The 18,492-nt window shown below is 59.5% G+C and carries 15 protein-coding genes; 11 read left to right on the top strand and 4 right to left on the bottom strand.

Annotation, left to right across the window (positions count from 1 at the left end; translation table 11 throughout):
• Positions 1-27 precede the first annotated feature (27 nt).
• Positions 28-855 (top strand): phosphonoacetaldehyde hydrolase, encoded by an 828-nt coding sequence (phnX, locus tag P3C18_RS11225; RefSeq protein WP_275961944.1) that lies wholly within the window; start codon positions 28-30, stop codon positions 853-855.
• Positions 856-915: 60 nt separating this feature from the next.
• Complete coding sequence (locus P3C18_RS11230) at positions 916-2,436, top strand: aldehyde dehydrogenase family protein (protein ID WP_275961946.1); 1,521 nt, start codon at positions 916-918, stop codon at positions 2,434-2,436.
• A gap of 77 nt (positions 2,437-2,513) precedes the next feature.
• On the opposite strand, the gene P3C18_RS11235 is transcribed toward P3C18_RS11230, so the two are convergent.
• Complete coding sequence (locus P3C18_RS11235) at positions 2,514-4,412, bottom strand: sigma-54-dependent Fis family transcriptional regulator (RefSeq protein WP_275961947.1); 1,899 nt, start codon at positions 4,410-4,412, stop codon at positions 2,514-2,516.
• Between the two features lie 446 nt (positions 4,413-4,858).
• Between P3C18_RS11235 and P3C18_RS11240 the strand changes: the two genes are divergently transcribed.
• The 5 genes from P3C18_RS11240 (at position 4,859) to P3C18_RS11260 (ending at position 10,897) form a co-directional block, all read left to right on the top strand.
• Complete coding sequence (locus P3C18_RS11240) at positions 4,859-6,379, top strand: aldehyde dehydrogenase family protein (protein ID WP_090255644.1); 1,521 nt, start codon at positions 4,859-4,861, stop codon at positions 6,377-6,379.
• 181 nt (positions 6,380-6,560) lie between these two features.
• The gene (gene eat / locus P3C18_RS11245) at positions 6,561-8,009 is read left to right on the top strand and encodes an ethanolamine permease (RefSeq protein WP_090255645.1); all 1,449 of its coding nucleotides are present in this window, start codon (positions 6,561-6,563) and stop codon (positions 8,007-8,009) included.
• A gap of 61 nt (positions 8,010-8,070) precedes the next feature.
• Complete coding sequence (locus P3C18_RS11250; protein ID WP_275961948.1) at positions 8,071-9,465, top strand: ethanolamine ammonia-lyase subunit EutB; 1,395 nt, start codon at positions 8,071-8,073, stop codon at positions 9,463-9,465.
• Positions 9,466-9,479: 14 nt separating this feature from the next.
• Entirely contained in the window at positions 9,480-10,292 is an 813-nt protein-coding gene (gene eutC, locus P3C18_RS11255) for an ethanolamine ammonia-lyase subunit EutC (RefSeq protein WP_275961949.1), read from the top strand.
• A 137-nt stretch (positions 10,293-10,429) separates the two neighbouring features.
• On the top strand, positions 10,430-10,897 hold the full coding sequence (locus P3C18_RS11260; protein WP_275961951.1) for a GNAT family N-acetyltransferase: 468 nt from the start codon (positions 10,430-10,432) through the stop codon (positions 10,895-10,897).
• A 101-nt stretch (positions 10,898-10,998) separates the two neighbouring features.
• Here P3C18_RS11260 and P3C18_RS11265 read toward each other — a convergent pair whose 3' ends face one another.
• Entirely contained in the window at positions 10,999-12,597 is a 1,599-nt protein-coding gene (locus tag P3C18_RS11265; protein WP_275961952.1) for a protein kinase, read from the bottom strand.
• A 111-nt stretch (positions 12,598-12,708) separates the two neighbouring features.
• On the opposite strand from P3C18_RS11265, the gene P3C18_RS11270 reads away from it, so the two are divergent.
• The 4 genes from P3C18_RS11270 to P3C18_RS11285 all read left to right on the top strand — a co-directional run bounded on the left by P3C18_RS11270 (position 12,709) and on the right by P3C18_RS11285 (position 16,574).
• A complete protein-coding gene (locus tag P3C18_RS11270) occupies positions 12,709-13,554 on the top strand; it encodes a M90 family metallopeptidase (protein WP_275961953.1) in 846 nt (281 codons plus the stop codon).
• A gap of 220 nt (positions 13,555-13,774) precedes the next feature.
• Positions 13,775-14,302, top strand: a complete 528-nt coding sequence (ppa, locus tag P3C18_RS11275) for an inorganic diphosphatase (protein WP_275961954.1) — start codon at positions 13,775-13,777, stop codon at positions 14,300-14,302.
• A gap of 216 nt (positions 14,303-14,518) precedes the next feature.
• Positions 14,519-15,733, top strand: coding sequence for an integrase arm-type DNA-binding domain-containing protein (locus P3C18_RS11280; protein ID WP_275961955.1), 1,215 nt, complete (start codon positions 14,519-14,521; stop codon positions 15,731-15,733).
• A 46-nt stretch (positions 15,734-15,779) separates the two neighbouring features.
• The gene (locus P3C18_RS11285) at positions 15,780-16,574 is read left to right on the top strand and encodes a hypothetical protein (RefSeq protein WP_275961956.1); all 795 of its coding nucleotides are present in this window, start codon (positions 15,780-15,782) and stop codon (positions 16,572-16,574) included.
• A 33-nt stretch (positions 16,575-16,607) separates the two neighbouring features.
• Here the strand turns inward: P3C18_RS11285 and P3C18_RS11290 are convergent, their stop codons facing one another.
• Together P3C18_RS11290 and P3C18_RS11295 are read right to left on the bottom strand one after the other, a co-directional pair.
• Entirely contained in the window at positions 16,608-17,669 is a 1,062-nt protein-coding gene (locus P3C18_RS11290) for an inovirus-type Gp2 protein (protein ID WP_275961958.1), read from the bottom strand.
• Positions 17,670-17,872: 203 nt separating this feature from the next.
• A complete protein-coding gene (locus P3C18_RS11295) occupies positions 17,873-18,100 on the bottom strand; it encodes an AlpA family phage regulatory protein (RefSeq protein ID WP_275961959.1) in 228 nt (75 codons plus the stop codon).
• Positions 18,101-18,492 lie beyond the last annotated feature (392 nt).

Here is an 18,492-nt window from a genome sequence, read left to right on the forward strand (position 1 = left end):
CCGCTTAATCCATCCAGGAGTCACGACATGAACTATCAACAACCTCAGCAGCTGCAAGCAATCATCCTCGACTGGGCCGGCACCGTGGTCGACTTCGGCTCCTTCGCGCCGACGCAGATCTTCGTCGAAGCCTTCGCCGAGTTCGCCGTCCCCGTAACCCTGGCCGAGGCCCGCGGGCCAATGGGCATGGGCAAGTGGGACCATATTCGCACCCTGTGCAACGTGCCAGAAATTGCCGAGCGCTACCGCGCTGCCTTCGGCCGCCTGCCCAGTGATGACGACGTAACGGCCATCTATGAGCGCTTTATGCCATTGCAAATCGCCAAGATCGCTGAGCATTCGGCACTGATCCCCGGCGCGCTCGACACCATCACCGGCCTGCGCAACCAGGGCCTGAAGATCGGCTCCTGCTCCGGCTACCCGGCAGTGGTGATGGAAAAAGTGGTGCAACTGGCCGAGCGCAACGGCTACGTCGCCGACCATGTGGTCGCCACCGACGAAGTACCCAACGGCCGCCCGCATCCGGCTCAGGCCCTGGCCAACGTGATTGCCCTCGGCATCAGCGACGTGGCGGCCTGCGTCAAAGTCGACGACACCACCCCAGGCATTCTGGAAGGGCGTAGCGCCGGTATGTGGACGGTGGCGCTGACCTGTTCGGGCAACGCCCTGGGCCTGACCTACGCGCAATTCAAGGATCTGCCGGCCGAGCAACTGGCCAAAGAGCGCGTGCGCATCGCCCAACTGTTCGAGGGCTCACGCCCGCACTACCTGATCGACACCATCAACGAGCTGCCCGCGGTGATCGACGACATCAATGCCCGCATGAAACGCGGGGAAACACCACAAGGCGTCTGACAACCTCAGCCGGCAAGCGCCCGCGCGTGTCGGCTATCCCTAATTAAAGAGGTCAGCATCATGATTTACGCGAAACCAGGCACCCCAGGCGCCATCGTTACCCTCAAGCCGCGCTACGGCAATTTCATCGGTGGCGAATTTGTCGCGCCGCTGGGCGGCCGCTATTTCACCAACACCAGCCCGGTCGATACTTCGGTAATCGGCGAGTTCCCACGCTCAGATGCCAGCGATATCGAACGCGCGCTGGACGCCGCCCATGCCGCCGCCGATGCCTGGGGCAGAACCAGCGTGCAGAGCCGCGCTCTGGTACTGCTGGAAATCGCTGACCGCATCGAGGCCAACCTCGAACTGCTGGCCGTGGCGGAAACCTGGGACAACGGTAAAGCCGTGCGTGAAACCCTGAATGCCGATGTACCGCTGGCCGCCGATCACTTCCGCTACTACGCCGGCTGCATCCGCGCCCAGGAAGGCTCCGCTGCAGAAATCGACGAACACACTGCCGCCTATCACTTCCACGAACCCCTAGGCGTGGTTGGGCAGATCATCCCGTGGAACTTCCCGTTGCTGATGGCCGCCTGGAAACTCGCCCCAGCTCTGGCTGCAGGCAACTGCATCGTGCTCAAGCCGGCCGAACAGACGCCGCTATCGATCAGCCTACTGATGGAGCTAATCGGCGATTTGCTGCCGCCAGGCGTACTCAACGTGGTGCAAGGCTTCGGCAAGGAAGCGGGCGAAGCCCTGGCCACCAGCAAACGCATCGCCAAAATCGCCTTTACCGGTTCCACCCCGGTGGGCTCGCACATCCTCAAGTGCGCCGCCGAGAACATCATCCCAAGCACCGTGGAGCTGGGCGGCAAATCGCCGAACATCTTCTTCGAAGACATCATGAGTGCCGAGCCAGCCTTTATCGAAAAGGCCGCCGAGGGCCTGGTACTGGCCTTCTTCAACCAGGGCGAGGTGTGCACCTGCCCATCGCGGGCGCTGGTGCAGGAGTCGATCTTCGAGCCGTTCATGGTCGAGGTGATGAAGAAGATCAAGGCGATCAAGCGCGGCGACCCGCTGGATACCGAGACCATGGTCGGCGCCCAGGCCTCCGAGCAGCAGTACGACAAGATTTTGAGCTACCTGGAAATCGCCCAGCAGGAAGGTGCCGAGCTGCTTACCGGCGGCGCGGCAGAGAATCTGACTGGCAACCTGGCCGACGGCTATTACATCCAGCCGACCCTGCTCAAGGGCCACAACAAGATGCGCGTATTCCAGGAAGAAATCTTCGGCCCGGTAGTTGGCGTAACCACCTTCAAGGACGAGGCCGAAGCCCTGGCGATTGCCAACGACACCGAGTTCGGCCTCGGCGCCGGCCTGTGGACCCGCGACATCAACCGCGCCTACCGCATGGGCCGTGGCATCAAGGCAGGTCGGGTGTGGACCAACTGCTACCACCTGTACCCGGCGCATGCGGCGTTCGGCGGTTACAAGAAGTCAGGCGTAGGCCGCGAGACCCACAAGATGATGCTCGACCACTACCAGCAGACGAAAAACCTGCTGATCAGTTACGACATCAACCCACTGGGCTTTTTCTAGACGTGTTCGCCAGCTCGGCATTTACCCGTGCAGTCCTGCGAGCGGCTTGCAGGACTGCACGGGCCTGGAAAAAAGCTCTAGCCGGGCCTGACAACCCCGTGCTTGCGCAGCTTGCGATACAGGGTATTGCGGCTGATGCCGAGCTGTTCGGCACTGCGGCTCATCTGCCAGTGCTGCGCCTCCAGGACCGCGAGCAGCGCCTGGCGTTCGGCGTCGCCCAGTTGGTCGGGCTTGGCCGCCGGCAGCAGGGCCTGCGCAGGACGGGCATGGCGAATCTCGGCGGGCAGTTCGGCGTGGCTGATCACGCCGTTTTCGCACAGCGCGCAGAGGGTGCGCAGCACATTGCGCAACTGGCGCACATTGCCCGGCCAGGGGTAGGCGAGCAGCGACTCGCGGGCTGCATCATCAAGCCGCGCAGATTGCCCGCGCGCCTCTTCGGCCAGGAGAAAATCCAGCAACGCCAGTTTGTCGCTACGCGCACGCAGCGGCGGCAGCTCGATCACCAAGCCATTCAAGCGATAGAACAGGTCCTGGCGAAACTCGCCGCTGGCCACCCGCTCGTTCAGGTCGCGGTGACTGGCGCTGATCACCCGCACATCGATGGCCTGCGCTTCACCGCCAATCGGCTCAACGCGGCGCTCCTCCAGCACCCGCAGCAAGCGGGTCTGCAGCGCCAGCGGCATATCGCCGATTTCATCAAGAAACAGCGTGCCGCCATCGGCCTGCTGCAGCTTGCCGCGCATGCCTTCTTTACGTGCGCCGGTAAAGCTGCCGCCGCGATAACCGAACAACTCGCTCTCGATCAGGCTCTCGGGAATCGCCGCGCAGTTCAGCGCAACAAAGGGCTTGCCACCACGCGAGCTGACCTGATGCAGGGCCTTGGCGAAGGCCTCCTTGCCGGTGCCGGTTTCGCCGCCAATCAGCAGCGGCACATCGCGCTCATACACCCGCAGCGCACGGCGAAAATCACTCTGCAAGCCAGGGTCGGCCAGGCACAAGCCCGGCGTTGCCAGCGTCGTGGCCGCCAACGCCTGAGCACTGCGCCGCGGCTGGCCGCGCAGCATGGCGAACAGCAGCTGGCCGCGCTGGGTATACAGCGGCCAACTGGCACTGGGCTGGGCCGAGGCGCGGCCGAGCAGGTCATCCAGGCGGCAGTCGAATACTTCCACTAAGGTGCGCCCGAGCAGTTGCCGGCGCGACAGGCCGAGCAGGTTGATCGCGCTCTGATTCACCGCACTCACGCGTCCATCGCCATCGAAGGCCAGCAGGCCTTCGCTGAACTGGCCGATATATTCGGCCTGAGCGTGGAAGCGCAGCAGCCATTCGCCTTCATAGCTGCGCAAAAAGTGGCAGCCCTCGATGGCCTTGGCTGAGAGGTTGACCAGCGCCATGGTGTGGAACTGGCTCTGCCGGGATACGTCATGCCGCGCCGAGGACACATCCAGCACCGCAAGCAGCTCGCCATGCGGATCGAATACCGGGCTGGCCGAGCAGGTCAGCCCGGTGTGCCGGCTACGGAAGTGTTCATTCTGGTGGATGGTCAGCGGCTGGCGCTCGACCAAACAAGTGCCGATGCCGTTGGTGCCTTCGCAGGCTTCGCTCCAATCGGCACCCAGCCACAAGCCGGCCTGCTCGAAAGTGCGTTTTTCCGCCTGTTCGGTGACGCAGTTGAGGATCACCCCACGGGCATCAGTCAGCAACACGGCATGGCCAGAACCGGCCAGTTGGCGGTGCAGGCTGTTCATCTCGTTGCAGGAAATCTCCAGCACCTGTTGCAGCTGCTCGCGCCGTTCCAGCATGTGCGCGTGCTCAATCACTGCCGGCGGCATGCTCTGCGCCGGGTCGAGGTGATGCTGCTGCAGGCAGCGCAGCCAGGAGCGCGCCACCGAGGAATCGGCAGCCGGGCCGGCGAGCTGGCCGCGCCCTTGGGCCACGGTCAGCACCTGCTGGGCGTGGCGGCTTGCTGGGTTATGCATTGTTATTGTTCTCCGCAGTAGCAGGCCGCTGAGAAACTACCTGCGTTGGCAATACTTCGTTAAAAACAGGCTCGGAATGCTCATTTACACCAGTAAACTCCGCTTCCTCGCCTGTTTTTGCCTTGTCTTGCCGGCCTCGCCTACGTTTTCAACGGCCTGCTAGGAGTTGCACGTGATGGCCGAGCATCTACCAGCTTTCCGGCCATTGCAAGACGCGCTGACCGGCGAGTCACCGCGTTGTATCGCCCCTGGTACAGAGTGTCACGCAGGCTGTATCAGGGCTGATACAACTCGCGCAGCGCAACCTCCCAGCGAATGTCACGCAACCGCTCTAGAAAGGGCATCGCGCGCGCCTGGCCCAGCCCTTGCTCTGTCTCTGCACAAGCGCCACAGCGCGCCTCTCGCTGCATCACCAGAACAAGCATAAGAACCAGGAGATATTCAGCATGCGTTACGCCCATCCAGGTACCGAAGGTGCCCTCGTTTCCTTCAAATCCCGTTACGGCAACTACATCGGCGGCGAGTTTGTCGCGCCGGTCAAAGGCCAGTACTTCACCAACACCTCGCCGGTGAACGGCCTGCCGATTGCCGAGTTCCCGCGCTCCACGGCCGAGGATATCGACAAGGCCCTGGACGCTGCCCATGCTGCCGCCGATGCCTGGGGCCGTACTTCGGTGCAGGAGCGCTCGCTGACCCTGTTGAAGATCGCCGACCGCATCGAGGCCAACCTGGAAGTGTTGGCCATCACCGAAACCTGGGACAACGGCAAGGCCGTGCGCGAAACCCTGAATGCCGATATTCCGCTGGCCGCCGACCACTTCCGCTACTTCGCCGGCTGCCTGCGCGCCCAGGAAGGCTCGGCCGCCGAGATCGACGGCAACACCGTGGCCTATCACATCCATGAACCGCTGGGCGTGGTCGGGCAGATCATCCCGTGGAACTTCCCGCTGCTGATGGCCGCCTGGAAACTCGCCCCGGCCCTGGCAGCCGGCAACTGCGTGGTATTGAAACCGGCCGAACAAACGCCGCTGGGCATCAGCGTGCTGATGGAGCTGATCGGCGACCTGCTGCCGCCGGGCGTGCTCAACGTGGTGCAGGGTTACGGTAAAGAAGCGGGCGAAGCGCTGGCCACCAGCAAACGCATCGCCAAGATCGCCTTCACCGGCTCCACCCCGGTGGGCGCGCACATCATGAAATGCGCAGCCGAAAACATCATCCCCAGCACCGTGGAGCTGGGCGGCAAATCGCCGAATATCTTCTTCGAAGACATCATGCAGGCCGAGCCAAGCTTTATCGAAAAAGCCGCCGAAGGACTGGTGCTGGCCTTCTTCAACCAGGGTGAAGTGTGCACCTGCCCGTCACGGGCACTGGTGCAGGAGTCGATCTACCCGGCATTCATGAAAGAGGTAATGAAGAAGGTCGAGCAGATCAAGCGCGGCGACCCACTGGACACCGACACCATGGTCGGCGCCCAGGCTTCCGAGCAGCAGTTCGACAAGATCCTCAGTTACCTGGAAATCGCCAAACAGGAAGGCGCCGAGCTGCTTACCGGCGGTGCGGTGGAAAAACTCAGCGGCACCCTGGACGGCGGCTATTACATCCAGCCGACCCTGCTCAAGGGCCACAACAAAATGCGCGTGTTCCAGGAGGAAATCTTCGGCCCGGTGGTCAGCGTCACCACCTTCAAGGACGAAGCCGAAGCCCTGGCGATTGCCAACGACACCGAGTTCGGCCTCGGTGCCGGCCTGTGGACCCGCGACATCAACCGCGCCTACCGCATGGGCAGGGCGATCAAGGCCGGGCGCGTGTGGACCAACTGCTACCACCTTTACCCGGCGCATGCCGCCTTCGGTGGCTACAAGAAGTCCGGTGTCGGCCGTGAAACCCACAAGATGATGCTCGACCACTACCAGCAGACCAAGAACCTGCTGGTCAGTTACGACATCAACCCACTCGGCTTTTTCTAAGCCCCTGCGCAACCGCAGCCGATGCTCGGAAACGACATCGGCCTGCCAGTCCGCGCCCAGGTCTAGACCAGAGGCGTAGTTGGCACAGCGGTTGCTGATCCACTGGGTAACACTTTTCCCTCAAATACCTACAAGCCTGACCGGGCGTGCGCTGCGGCCAGCTTGTTGATAAGGAATTCCCATGGCAGCAGAACAAATCAGTGCGGTAGGTCTACCGCAAGGCACCGATTTAGAGCAGGTCGATGCCGATTACTTCCAAAGCAGACAATTGAAGAAGGGCGCAGCAGGCTGGGTATTGCTGGTCGGCCTGGGCGTTGCCTACGTGATTTCTGGCGATTACGCCGGCTGGAACTTCGGTCTAGCCCAGGGCGGCTGGGGCGGCATGTTTCTCGCCACCCTGCTGATGGCGCTGATGTACCTGTGCATGTGCTTCTCCCTGGCTGAACTGTCCTCGATGATCCCCACCGCCGGTGGCGGTTATGGCTTTGCCCGCAGCGCCTTCGGCCCCTTGGGCGGTTTTCTCACCGGTACAGCGATCCTTATCGAGTACGCCATTGCTCCAGCGGCGATTGCAGTGTTTATCGGTGCTTACTGCGAGTCGCTGTTCGGCATTGGCGGCTGGGCGATCTACCTGGCCTTCTATGTGCTGTTTATCGGCATCCATATCTTCGGCGTCGGTGAAGCGCTGAAGCTGATGTTTATCATCACCGCCGTGGCGGCGATTGCCCTGGGCGTGTTTATCGTCGCGATGGTGCCGCACTTCTCGGTGGCCAACCTGCTCGATATTCCGGTGACTGAAGCCACCGGCGCCAGCAGCTTCCTGCCGTTTGGCTATGTCGGCGTGTGGGCGGCGATCCCCTATGCGATCTGGTTCTTCCTCGCGGTCGAAGGCGTACCGCTGGCCGCTGAAGAAACCCGCAATCCGCAGCGCGATATGCCGCGCGGGCTGATCGGCGCCATGCTGGTACTGCTGGCCTTTGCCCTGCTGATTTTGGTGGTCGGCCCAGGCGGCGCCGGGGCCAACGCGCTTATGGCTTCGGGCAACCCACTGGTGGAAGCACTGACGATTGCCTACGGCGAATCCACCTGGATGAGCAGCTTCGTCAACCTGATCGGCCTGGCCGGTTTGATTGCCAGCTTCTTCTCGATCATCTACGCCTACTCCCGGCAGATCTTCGCCCTGTCGCGCGCCGGCTACCTGCCGCGTTCGCTGTCGCTGACCAACAAGAACAAAGCCCCGGTACTGGCGTTGATCGTGCCTGGCCTGATCGGTTTTGCCCTATCGCTGACGGGCCAGGGTGACCTGCTGATTCTGGTGGCAGTGTTCGGCGCCACCATCTCCTACGTGCTGATGATGGCCGCACACATCACCCTGCGCGTGCGTCGCCCGGAAATGCATCGCCCGTACCGCACCCCAGGCGGCATCGTCACCTCGGGCATCGCCCTGGTACTGGCCTGCGTGGCCGTGGTTGCCGGCTTCCTGGTCGACCCACGGGTGGTGATTGGTGCCGCGATTATCTACGCCGTGCTGATCGCCTACTTCGCCCTGTACAGTCGCCATCACCTGGTGGCCGGTACGCCGGAAGAAGAATTCGTCGCCATCGGTAAAGCCGAGGCCGCGCTCAAGTAATACCCGTCACGTTGGCGCAGCATGATCGTGCTGCGCCAACGTGGCGTTTGGGAGACACGCGATGTCCAGTTTTCAGCATACGGTAGGCGGTGAAACCTACCGTTTCGACAGCCTCGCCGAGGTGATGGCCAAGGCCAGCCCGGCGCGCTCCGGCGACTTTCTCGCCGGTGTGGCGGCGAGCAATGCCGGCGAACGGGTCGCGGCGCAGATGGCCCTGGCCGATATTCCGCTCAAGCATTTCCTCACTGAGGCGCTGATTCCCTACGAAGCCGATGAAGTCACCCGACTGATCATCGACAGCCATGACCTGGCGGCCTTCGCCCCGGTCAGCCACCTGACGGTCGGCGGCTTTCGCGACTGGCTGCTCGGCGACAGCGCCGACGAAGCCAGCCTGCGCGCCCTCGCCCCCGGCCTGACGCCAGAAATGGCCGCAGCCGTATCGAAGATCATGCGCGTGCAGGATCTGGTACTGGTGGCGCAGAAAATCCGTGTGGTCAGCCGTTTTCGCAACACCGTCGGCCTGCGCGGGCGCATGTCCACCCGCCTGCAGCCCAATCACCCGACCGATGAACCGGCCGGCATCGCCGCGAGCATTCTCGACGGCCTGCTGTACGGCAACGGCGACGCCATGATCGGCATCAACCCGGCCACCGACAGCATCAGCTCCATCTGCGACATGCTGAAGATGCTCGACGGCATCATTCAGCGTTATGAAATCCCCACCCAGGCCTGCGTGCTGACCCACGTCACCACCTCGATCGAGGCGATCAACCGTGGTGTGCCGCTGGACCTGGTGTTCCAGTCGATTGCCGGCACCGAGGCGGCCAACGCCAGCTTTGGCGTCAGCCTGAAAATTCTCCAGGAAGGCTACGACGCCGGCCTGAGCCTCAAGCGCGGCACCCTCGGCGACAACCTGATGTATTTCGAAACCGGCCAGGGCAGCGCACTGTCCGCTGGCGCCCACCATGGCCTCGACCAACAGACCTGCGAGACCCGCGCTTATGCAGTGGCCCGGCATTTCAAGCCGTTTCTGGTGAATACTGTGGTCGGTTTTATCGGCCCGGAGTACCTGTACAACGGCAAGCAGATCATCCGCGCCGGCCTGGAAGACCACTTCTGCGGCAAGCTGCTGGGCCTGCCGATGGGTTGCGACATTTGCTACACCAACCACGCCGAAGCCGATCAGGACGATATGGACGTGCTGCTGACCCTGCTCGGCGTGGCCGGGATCAACTTCATCATGGGCATCCCCGGCTCCGACGACGTGATGCTCAATTACCAGACCACCTCCTTTCACGACGCGCTGTATGCCCGGCAGAGCCTGGGGCTGAAACCGGCCCCCGAGTTCGAAGCCTGGCTGCAGCGCATGGGCATCTTCACCCAGGCCGACGGCCGCCCGCGCATGGGCAATAGCCTGCCGCCGGCGTTCCGTCAGGCCCTGGCGCAGCTTGGCTAACTAAGGAGCCGCTTATGTACGATGACAGCCCACTCAGCGGCGCCAGCGAAAATCCCTGGCAGCAACTGCGCAACCTCACCCCAGCGCGTATCGCCCTCGGTCGTGCCGGTACCAGCATGCCGACCCGCGCGCAGCTGGACTTCCAGTTCGCCCACGCCCAGGCCCGCGATGCCGTGCACCTGCCGTTTGACCACGCCGCGCTGGCCGCAGGCCTGGCTCACCAGCATCGGCAGAGCCTGCTGCTGCACAGCGCCGCCAAGGACCGCGACACCTACCTGCAACGCCCGGATCTGGGCCGGCGCTTAAGTCACGAATCCGCCGAGTTGCTGGGTCAGCACCGCGAAAACAATCCGGATGGCTACGACCTGGCCATTGTCATCGCCGACGGCCTGTCCGCCCTGGCCGTGCACCGTAATGCCCTGCCCATGGTGGCGCATATCGAGGAGCAGGCCGCTGCCGAAGGCTGGAGCGTGGCGCCCGTGGCTCTGGTGACCCAAGGCCGCGTGGCGGTGGCCGATGAAGTGGCCGAACTGCTCGGCGCACGCATGGTGGTGATCCTGATCGGCGAACGGCCGGGCCTGAGTTCGCCGGACAGCCTGGGGCTGTACTTCACCTACGCGCCCAAAGTCGGCCTGACTGACGCCTACCGCAACTGCATCTCCAACGTGCGCCAGGAAGGCCTGAGCTACGCCATGGCCAGCCACCGCCTGCTGTACCTGATGCGCGAGGCCTGCCGCCGTCAACTGTCGGGGGTCAACCTCAAGGATGAGGCCGAAGTGCCGCTGCTGGCGGGCGGGGTGCCGCGCGAGAACTTTCTGCTTGGATGATGGGGAATTTCCGCAAACTACAACCAAACGCTTGTTTGGATTGCACTTTCCAAAAGCTTTAGGCAGCATCGGGGTCGTTCGCAGGCAGCGCTGCCGTGTTGCCGAAGCCATCCACATGACTGAAGTAGAGGCTCACCATGCGCATCGTCCAAGCGACCCTGGAGCATCTGGATCAACTCACGCCACTGTTCGTGAATTACCGCGAACACTTCGGCCAGCTGCCCTACCCCGACTCCTCGCGCACCTTTCTGGAAAAGCGCATCAGCCGCAAGGAATCGGTGATCTACCTGGCCATGGCCGATGATGAAGAGAAGATTCTCGGCTTCTGCCAGCTCTATTCGAGCTTCTCCTCGCTGTCGCTCAAGCGCGTATGGATTCTCAACGACATCTACGTCTGCCAGGACGCCCGCCGCCAACTGGTGGCCGACCGCCTGATCCAGACTGCCAAGCAGATGGCCAAGGAAACCAACGCCGTGCGCCTGCGTGTGGCGTCCAGCATCAACAACGAGGTCGCGCACAAGCTCTACGAATCCATCGGTTTCAAGGAAGACACCGAGTTCAAGAGCTTTGTCCTGCCGATCACCGAAGACTTCACCGCGCCGTAGGTCTTTAGATAAGTAGTTTGGCGCTGAGCGCAGCGAAGCCCAACAGAGATTGGTATATCTCGTTGGGCTTCGTCGCACTGCAGCCAACAGAACACCGCTTCTCAGCCTTCCAGGCTCAGCCACAGCCCCACGCCCAGTTGCAGTAGCAACAGAGCAAGCGCCGCCAGGTGCCAGCTTTGCCGATGGTGGCGCGTGCGCAGCGCAGGCGCCGGCTGATGCAGCAAGGGTTGCTGCAAAGCATGCTGGAACTCCGACAACGCCTCAAAGCGCGCCTCAGGCCTGGGCGCCAAGGCCCGCGCCAGCACACCATCCCAGCCTACCGGCACCTGCACGCTGAACTGTGCCAACGGCACATAACGGCTATTGCCGCCCGCATCCACCTGCGCCGCCTCGGGCCAGCGCCCACAGAACAACCAGTAAGCCAGCGCAGCCAGGGCAAACTGGTCGGCGCGGCCATCCACCGTCTTCCCAGCGCGCGCCTCGGGGGCCAGCGGCACCGCCTGCGCGGGCAATGCCTGCTGCGCCACCCCAGGCAAGAGCGCAGCATGTTCGGGCAGCAACAGCAGCCACCCACCGTCATCCAGCAGAATATTGCGCGGGTCCAGCCACAGCCCCTGCATGCCGCGTCGCTGCAAACCGCGCACGGCGGCGATCAGCTGTTCGAGCACGGCCAGCACCGTCAAACCATCGACCGGGCCATGGGCCGCCACCCAGTCGATCAGGCTGCGCATGCCCTTGCCTGCAGGCTCGAACAGCCAGAAGGCATGCTCGCGCGGCTGATGTGCAGACATCACCTGCGCCAGGCTGGCCACCGGGCTGCGTCGTAACGCCCACTCACGCTGCCAGAAGGCTTCATCCGCATCCTGTTCGGCCAGCCACAGCATGGCCTCGCGTCCCCGCCGATCAGTGGCGCGAAACACCCGCCCCGGCGGGCCGTAGGGACAGGCCGAGAGCAGTTCCCAACCATCCAGCTGCAGGCCCGGTTGCGCATTGCTCACCGCCCGCCAGGGCGCGCGCGGGGCCAGCACCGGCGTGCTGTCGGCTTCCCCCGGCAGCAATAACACTGCAGCACCAGGGGCCTGCAGCAWTGGCGCCAGCAGCTCCGCCAAGGGATCGTCCTGTAGCGCCTCGCCTGCGCCACAAAAGCCGCGCAGGTCCACCACATCCAGCAGCGGCTGCGGCGCCAGCAGCAATAGCTCGCCCGGGCTCAGGGTCAGGCGATGCTGCACCAGCGCCAGTTCGGCCTGCGCGCCCAGCTGCAAGCCATCACGGCCGACCAGACTGGTTGCCGTGTCGCCCTGATAACGCCGCAAACCAATGGCGCCGGCCTGGAGAAACTGCGCCTCGCCGTTCTGCAGCAGCAACAAGCCGGCATTCAGTTGCGCGACGTTGCGCCCAGCCTGACGCTGGCGAAACAGCTGCTGATTGAACGCCGCCAGCACCTGCCGCGCCGCCTGGGCTTCACTCCAGCCGCCGGGCGTGCAACAGCAATCGGCCAACAAACCATCCAGATATGCCTCCAGGGTACGCACTACATCAGTGCACTCGCGCGCCCAGAGCAGCGCTACCAGCAGCACCGGCGGCCGCCCCTCGCGCCCTGGCAGCCAGGTCGCGCGCGCCCGTGCGGCCTGGCTGGGCAGGTCGACACCATGGCCACAAAGCATTTTGACGGTGGGATGATGCAGACGCTCGATCGACATTGGCAGCCCTCCCAGGTCGCAGATACGCATGCCGTTGCAGCCTTTGTGCCGACTTGCCCAGCACAGGCCCCAGGCTTATGGTGGGCGCTTTCCACCGTCCGAGCAGAGTCCATGTTGTCGCTCCGCGCCTGGCGTCGCCAGCGCATCCTTGCCCGTCATCCCATCAGCCCAATGCAGTGGCAGGCCGTGCTGCAGCAACTGCAGATCCTCGACGGCCTGAATGACGCCGAGCAGCAGCGCCTGCGCGAACGCGCCGTGCTGTTTCTCCATCACAAACACCTCAGTGCCCTGCCCGGCGTCGAACTGGACGGTCACGCACGCCTGCTGCTGGCAGTGCAGGCCGAGTTGCCGCTGCTGCACCTGGCCGACCTCAACTGGTATCAGGGTTTTCACGAAATCGTCCTCTACCCGGATGACTTCGTCAGCCCGCAACGCCACCGCGATGCCAGCGGCGTGGTCCACGAATGGGACGCCGAGCACAGTGGCGAGGCCTGGCAGCAAGGCCCGGTAATTCTCGCCTGGCCCGGCGTGCAGGCCAGCGGCCAATGGCATGGCTACAACCTGGTGATCCACGAGTTGGCGCACAAGCTGGACATGCTAAACGGCGACGCCAACGGCCTGCCGCCGCTGCATAGCACTATGGCCGTGCAGGAGTGGGCCAAGGCCATGCAGAGCGCCTTCGATCAGCTTAACGCCGAGCTGGATGCCGACCCCGAGGCCGAAACCGCCATCGATCCTTACGCGGCGGAAAACCCGGCGGAGTTCTTTGCCGTTACCAGCGAATACTTTTTCAGCGCTCCGGACCTGCTCGCCGAGGCTTTCCCGGCGGTGTACGCGCAGCTGGCGCTGTTCTATCGGCAGGACCCGCTGGCCCGCTTGCAACGGCTGCAGGCGAGCAACCCCGACTACCAGATCAGAACGGAGAACTGCGAATTCGCGACCAATAGAGAACAGTAGGATGGGTGGGGCCGCCTAGGTGATAACCCATCAGCCAATTGATGGGTTATCACCCATCCTACGCTGCTGTTATACCGGCAAGCCCCGCAACTTCGACTACCAGGTCAGAGCCGATAACTGCGGGTTCGCGACCAATGGCTAGGCATCCTGGCGTAGCAACGTGGGGGGAATATGCCTATAATCGCGCCACTTTTTTGGCCCACCCCTCGGGAGTCGCCCCATGAGCTACAGCAAGATCCCAGCTGGTAAAGACCTGCCAAACGACATCTACGTCGCCATCGAGATCCCGGCCAACCACGCGCCGATCAAATACGAAATCGACCACGACAGCGATTGCCTGATGGTCGACCGTTTCATGGCCACCCCGATGTTCTACCCGGCCAACTACGGCTTTATCCCGCACACCCTGGCGGACGACGGTGATCCCCTCGACGTGCTGGTCGTGACCCCGTACCCAGTGGCGCCAGGCTCGGTTGTCCGTGCCCGCCCAGTTGGCGTACTGCTGATGAGCGACGAAGCCGGCGGCGATGCCAAGCTAGTTGCCGTACCGCACGACAAATTGAGCGTGCTGTACCAAGACGTTAAGGAATACACCGACCTGCCCCCGCTGCTGATCGAGCAGATCAAGCACTTCTTCGAGAACTACAAAGATCTCGAGAAGGGCAAGTGGGTCAAGGTTGAAGGTTGGGCTGGCGCCGATGAGGCCCGCAACCTGATTAACAAGGCGGTCGCTGCTTACCAAAAATAAGTAGTGCCCACCCCCTAAAAGCCGGCCACAAGCCGGTTTTTTTTATGCCTAAAAAAAGCCTATCCAACTCAAAAGTCTTGCTGATAGCCTAGACAAATAAAGGGCTACAGCCATCACCCCATTCAACCGGGCTCAAAGTGATACAAAGCCCTCCAATGAAAAAATGGGGGGACAAGTGGGGGGATAACAGAGAATGGAAACGCTTCAGGGGACGCGATGGGCAAGCTGAATCCAAAACAGGTAGAGAACCTAACTGAACCCGGCACCTACGAAGATGGCGACGGACTTCGATTGGTCGTCAAACCCACCGGGCGTAAGTCTTGGTTACTACGATTCCAGCTCGCTGGCCGTCGCCGGGAAATGGGGTTGGGGTCGTACCCAGAGATCAGCCTTAAGAACGCACGCCTTGAAGCGAGTGCGAAGCGTCGTATATTGGCTGATGGCGTCGACCCACTAGCTGCACGTGATCAAGAGCGACTAGCCCAACGTGAAGCTCAGCGAGCTCAAGAAGCGCAACAACTAAAGTTTAAGACGCTAGCTACTGACTACTGGGTCGCGCATGGCGGCACTTGGTCTGATCAATGGCGTAGAGGCTGGATACGCAAGCTGGAGCTCTATGCATTCCCGCATATTGGCAGCCTTTCTGCCGAGCAGATTGAGACTGGACATGTCCTCAAACTTCTTCAGCCTATATGGGCCACTAAAACTCGTACAGCCGACGAGGTACGCGGGCAAATTGAGCAGATTCTTGATGCCGCCAAAGCACGAGGCCTGCGTAAAGGAGAAAACCCCGCTCGGTGGCGTGGTCATCTGGACAATCTGCTCAGCAGAGCGGAAAAGAAAAAAGCAAGAAAACGCGAGCACTTCCCAGCACTGCCCTGGCAAGACGTTCCGAAGCTCATGCATCAACTGAAAGCGAACATGACAGCACCATCTCTTGCGGCACAACTGCTGATCATGACGGCAGCACGCGCGCACATGGTGAGGTTCGCACGCTGGACTGAGTTCGACCTTAATGCGCGCACGTGGTCACTTCCAGACGAACGCATGAAAACACGCGTCGCCTTCAAAATCCCGCTTGCTGACGAAGTAGTAGAGTGCCTTGAAGCAATTCCACGATTCGCAGACAGCCCATTTTTATTCCCTGGAAAAGGGAAAAGCGGTGTAATGCATGTAAATGCAGTCCGCACCCTGTTACACGAGATGGGCTATAAATCTATTACGCGACATGGCTTTCGTTCATCTTTCCGCGACTGGGCAGGCGAATGCACGATTTACCCACGCGAAGTCTGTGAAATGGCATTGGCCCACGATGAGCGGGATCAAACGGAAGGGGCTTACTCTCGAACTGACTTTCTAGCCAAGCGTAGAGAGCTAATGGGTGACTGGTCTAGATATCTAGCTTCTACACAGCAAGAAGTCGACAATTAATATAACCGCACAACTCCTCTAAACTCACCCAGCAAGTAGGAATTAAATGAGCATAAATCATGAAGAGATCCCCGCCGACCTCTCTGAGCACATTAACTCCTGGACGAAAAATTCCTTTGAAAGCACAGTAGAGCTCATTGAGAGCTGGCTAGACTACGCTCTTAAAAAAATGTATGGAAAACAAAAAGGTCCAGAATTAAAAGAGAAAATAAAAGAGCGAATTCGTAACGGCAAAATAACAATTGATAAAATCAATAATTACTGGGAAGTACTTGAAAATGGAGACAGAGACGCAAGATATCTTTACCCGTACTTCCTCACACTTTATTTTGTCGCCAAATCAAAAGCAGAAGATTTCCACAGAAAAGGATTAATTACTGAGGCATTTTCAACGACCTCCCTTATGTCATTCTGCGTAGGCTCACTTACAGAAAATGTAGAGACAAACACTGTCGGGGTTCCCGACTATACGGATGATCCACGAAGAGCAAAAATTGCCAACGATGCAGTAAACGCAAAACACATCGGAACTAAAGCCGTTCAGAAAATGGTAGTTGACTTGCTCTCTGAAAAAAGACCTAGTGGTGGCTGGGCATCAAATAAAGCTGCAGCAGCAAAAATCGAAAAAGCCCTGATAAGTCAACTTTACATAGCCAGCCAAACTACAAGCGCAGATGAAGAAACCTATAAACCGAGGCCAGATCTAGGCTTCAAACTTACCTTAAAGGCCACAGCATTACACGATAGAATCCTAAAATGGATGGGAACCGGAAAAGAGGGAGTTCCTGAAATCAACAATGCTATAAACACCACACGACAGAATAGAGCAAAATCTGACTAAACCAAGCTAAACTCTAACTCGTAGCATCCAAGATTATAAATCCGCCTTAACTCTCGGCCTACCCACCCCCTTATTGGGCTTGGGCAACGCAGACTTCCCGAACGTGCGCTCCCTATCAAGCAGATTAGGCCTAATCAGCAAATCTTTCTTCACGAGGTAATTTGCAGCCCACTTTACGTTGGCTATTTTTACTGCGTCATTCCAAGCAGCCATGCCAGTACCATTTCGCTTATATCTATATTTTTTACGATTGCAATTGAAATAGACCCCATCTCCAGCGGTTATCTTCCCCACCCAAATCTCTCCCAATTCCTTACACAGGTTAATATCCTCTTGATGTTTTGCACCATCCAAAAAAACCATCACATGATAGTGATACTGCTTAGTCGGGCCAAACTCCAACTTCCAAATGTAGCCGCATAGAGAATCTTTCAACCGCCCCCGACTTATCGACCGCAAGAATAAACTAAAGTCTTTCTTCACCCGATCCAGACCAATCACCCACCCTTGCTTCTGCAGGTAAGGCAATGAGTAACCAATATCCAGACGCAAAACTAGAAGCCTGGAATACCGCTCAAAAAGCGAATCTATGAATTCATTTGCCCCCTTAGCGTTTTTATTTACCGCACGCTCACAGTTCCTTACATCCCTTTTAAAATCCGCTACCGACGCCTCTTGCAAAATGGCGTTAATCGCACGCTTAACAATATCCACCTGCTCCTCAGGAGTATGTTTATCATTATAGAAATCAATACTTTCCTCGCACTCACTCAACTGCCTTCTGACTCGATAAAAAACGTGCAGGTACGGGCTTAACCTCCCACCCTTATAAATTTCAATTAGGCTTTCAGGTTCAACCCTTAAGGCCAATAAAAGATCCTTACCAATATTGGTCAAGCGCTCACCCTTACCTCCTGCACCATAGGTAAAAAATGGCTCCTTACAGACAACCGCTGTCAGTATTCTTACTACGCCAACCATATCCCGAACAAAACTAGCCTCAGGCAATACAACCTCAAGCCCTTCCTCTTCATCGCTGGCCAAATAGTACTGATCTACATATACCGACTCACTAAATTCATCATCTAACAACACACATTCACCCCTTAAACTACATCATTGCACTGGCTATACAAACCTCACTTTGAAGCTATCAATCACAGATCAAGAACTAACAATAGATATATATAACAAAAGCCGGCCACCCATTGAGATCAGCATAATCGTTAAAAAATCTACAAACAGCGCAAGCAGGCGTCTCAAAAACGCAACTAGCCGTATGTAAAGTTATGGTATTTTTACACAGACCTTGACCGCTGTATCTGCTGCTCAATCCAGAGTTCTACCTCCTCTTCTAACCACGCAACACTATTCTTCCCAATTTTAATTTTCTTGGGGAACGTGTCGTCATATCGCGGTGACGCTGGATTAAGACGGTCTTCGATAGCTCCTTTTTTTAACCCTACTCTCTCAACAAGTGTTGGAAACCGTATTAGTCTTTTCGGCTTATTTTCCCTTTCGTGCATGTCTAGCCTCCTGAGGCGATCACTTGGCCCCAGTTTACGTACAACGACGCAGATCCCCAGGCGGCTGCATAGCAGCCGCTGAACATTGACTTTATTAAAATCAAGTGATCGCTTTCATTGCCAGATGGCTGCCAACACACTCAGGCTCGTCCTCCACGGACACACCAGCAGGCTCAAAGCCAACAAATACGGGCCTTAAAAACTAACTTGCACGGCGTTGGAACTAACTTTCCTAGCGCTGGAACTAACTTTCAAGCCTTAACACCACTCCGCCCAGTTCGGGTTTCCTACGAAAGTCGATTCCAAATAAATTCAGCCATATATAACCGTAATGACATCACCACCAAGAAGGTCCGCCCCATGTCATTGCACTGCCCTCGCTGTCATTCACC

The organism is Pseudomonas sp. 1928-m (assembly GCF_029269135.1).
Taxonomy (GTDB): domain Bacteria; phylum Pseudomonadota; class Gammaproteobacteria; order Pseudomonadales; family Pseudomonadaceae; genus Aquipseudomonas.

Bases quoted from the DNA above. Each gene is read 5' to 3' on its own strand.
- phnX (WP_275961944.1), top strand. From the start codon at position 28: ATGAACTATCAACAACCTCAGCAGCTGCAAGCAATCATCCTCGACTGG.
- P3C18_RS11230 (WP_275961946.1), top strand. From the start codon at position 916: ATGATTTACGCGAAACCAGGCACCCCAGGCGCCATCGTTACCCTCAAG.
- P3C18_RS11235 (WP_275961947.1), bottom strand. From the start codon at position 4,412: ATGCATAACCCAGCAAGCCGCCACGCCCAGCAGGTGCTGACCGTGGCC.
- P3C18_RS11240 (WP_090255644.1), top strand. From the start codon at position 4,859: ATGCGTTACGCCCATCCAGGTACCGAAGGTGCCCTCGTTTCCTTCAAA.
- eat (WP_090255645.1), top strand. From the start codon at position 6,561: ATGGCAGCAGAACAAATCAGTGCGGTAGGTCTACCGCAAGGCACCGAT.
- P3C18_RS11250 (WP_275961948.1), top strand. From the start codon at position 8,071: ATGTCCAGTTTTCAGCATACGGTAGGCGGTGAAACCTACCGTTTCGAC.
- eutC (WP_275961949.1), top strand. From the start codon at position 9,480: ATGTACGATGACAGCCCACTCAGCGGCGCCAGCGAAAATCCCTGGCAG.
- P3C18_RS11260 (WP_275961951.1), top strand. From the start codon at position 10,430: ATGCGCATCGTCCAAGCGACCCTGGAGCATCTGGATCAACTCACGCCA.
- P3C18_RS11270 (WP_275961953.1), top strand. From the start codon at position 12,709: ATGTTGTCGCTCCGCGCCTGGCGTCGCCAGCGCATCCTTGCCCGTCAT.
- ppa (WP_275961954.1), top strand. From the start codon at position 13,775: ATGAGCTACAGCAAGATCCCAGCTGGTAAAGACCTGCCAAACGACATC.
- P3C18_RS11280 (WP_275961955.1), top strand. From the start codon at position 14,519: ATGGGCAAGCTGAATCCAAAACAGGTAGAGAACCTAACTGAACCCGGC.
- P3C18_RS11285 (WP_275961956.1), top strand. From the start codon at position 15,780: ATGAGCATAAATCATGAAGAGATCCCCGCCGACCTCTCTGAGCACATT.
- P3C18_RS11295 (WP_275961959.1), bottom strand. From the start codon at position 18,100: ATGCACGAAAGGGAAAATAAGCCGAAAAGACTAATACGGTTTCCAACA.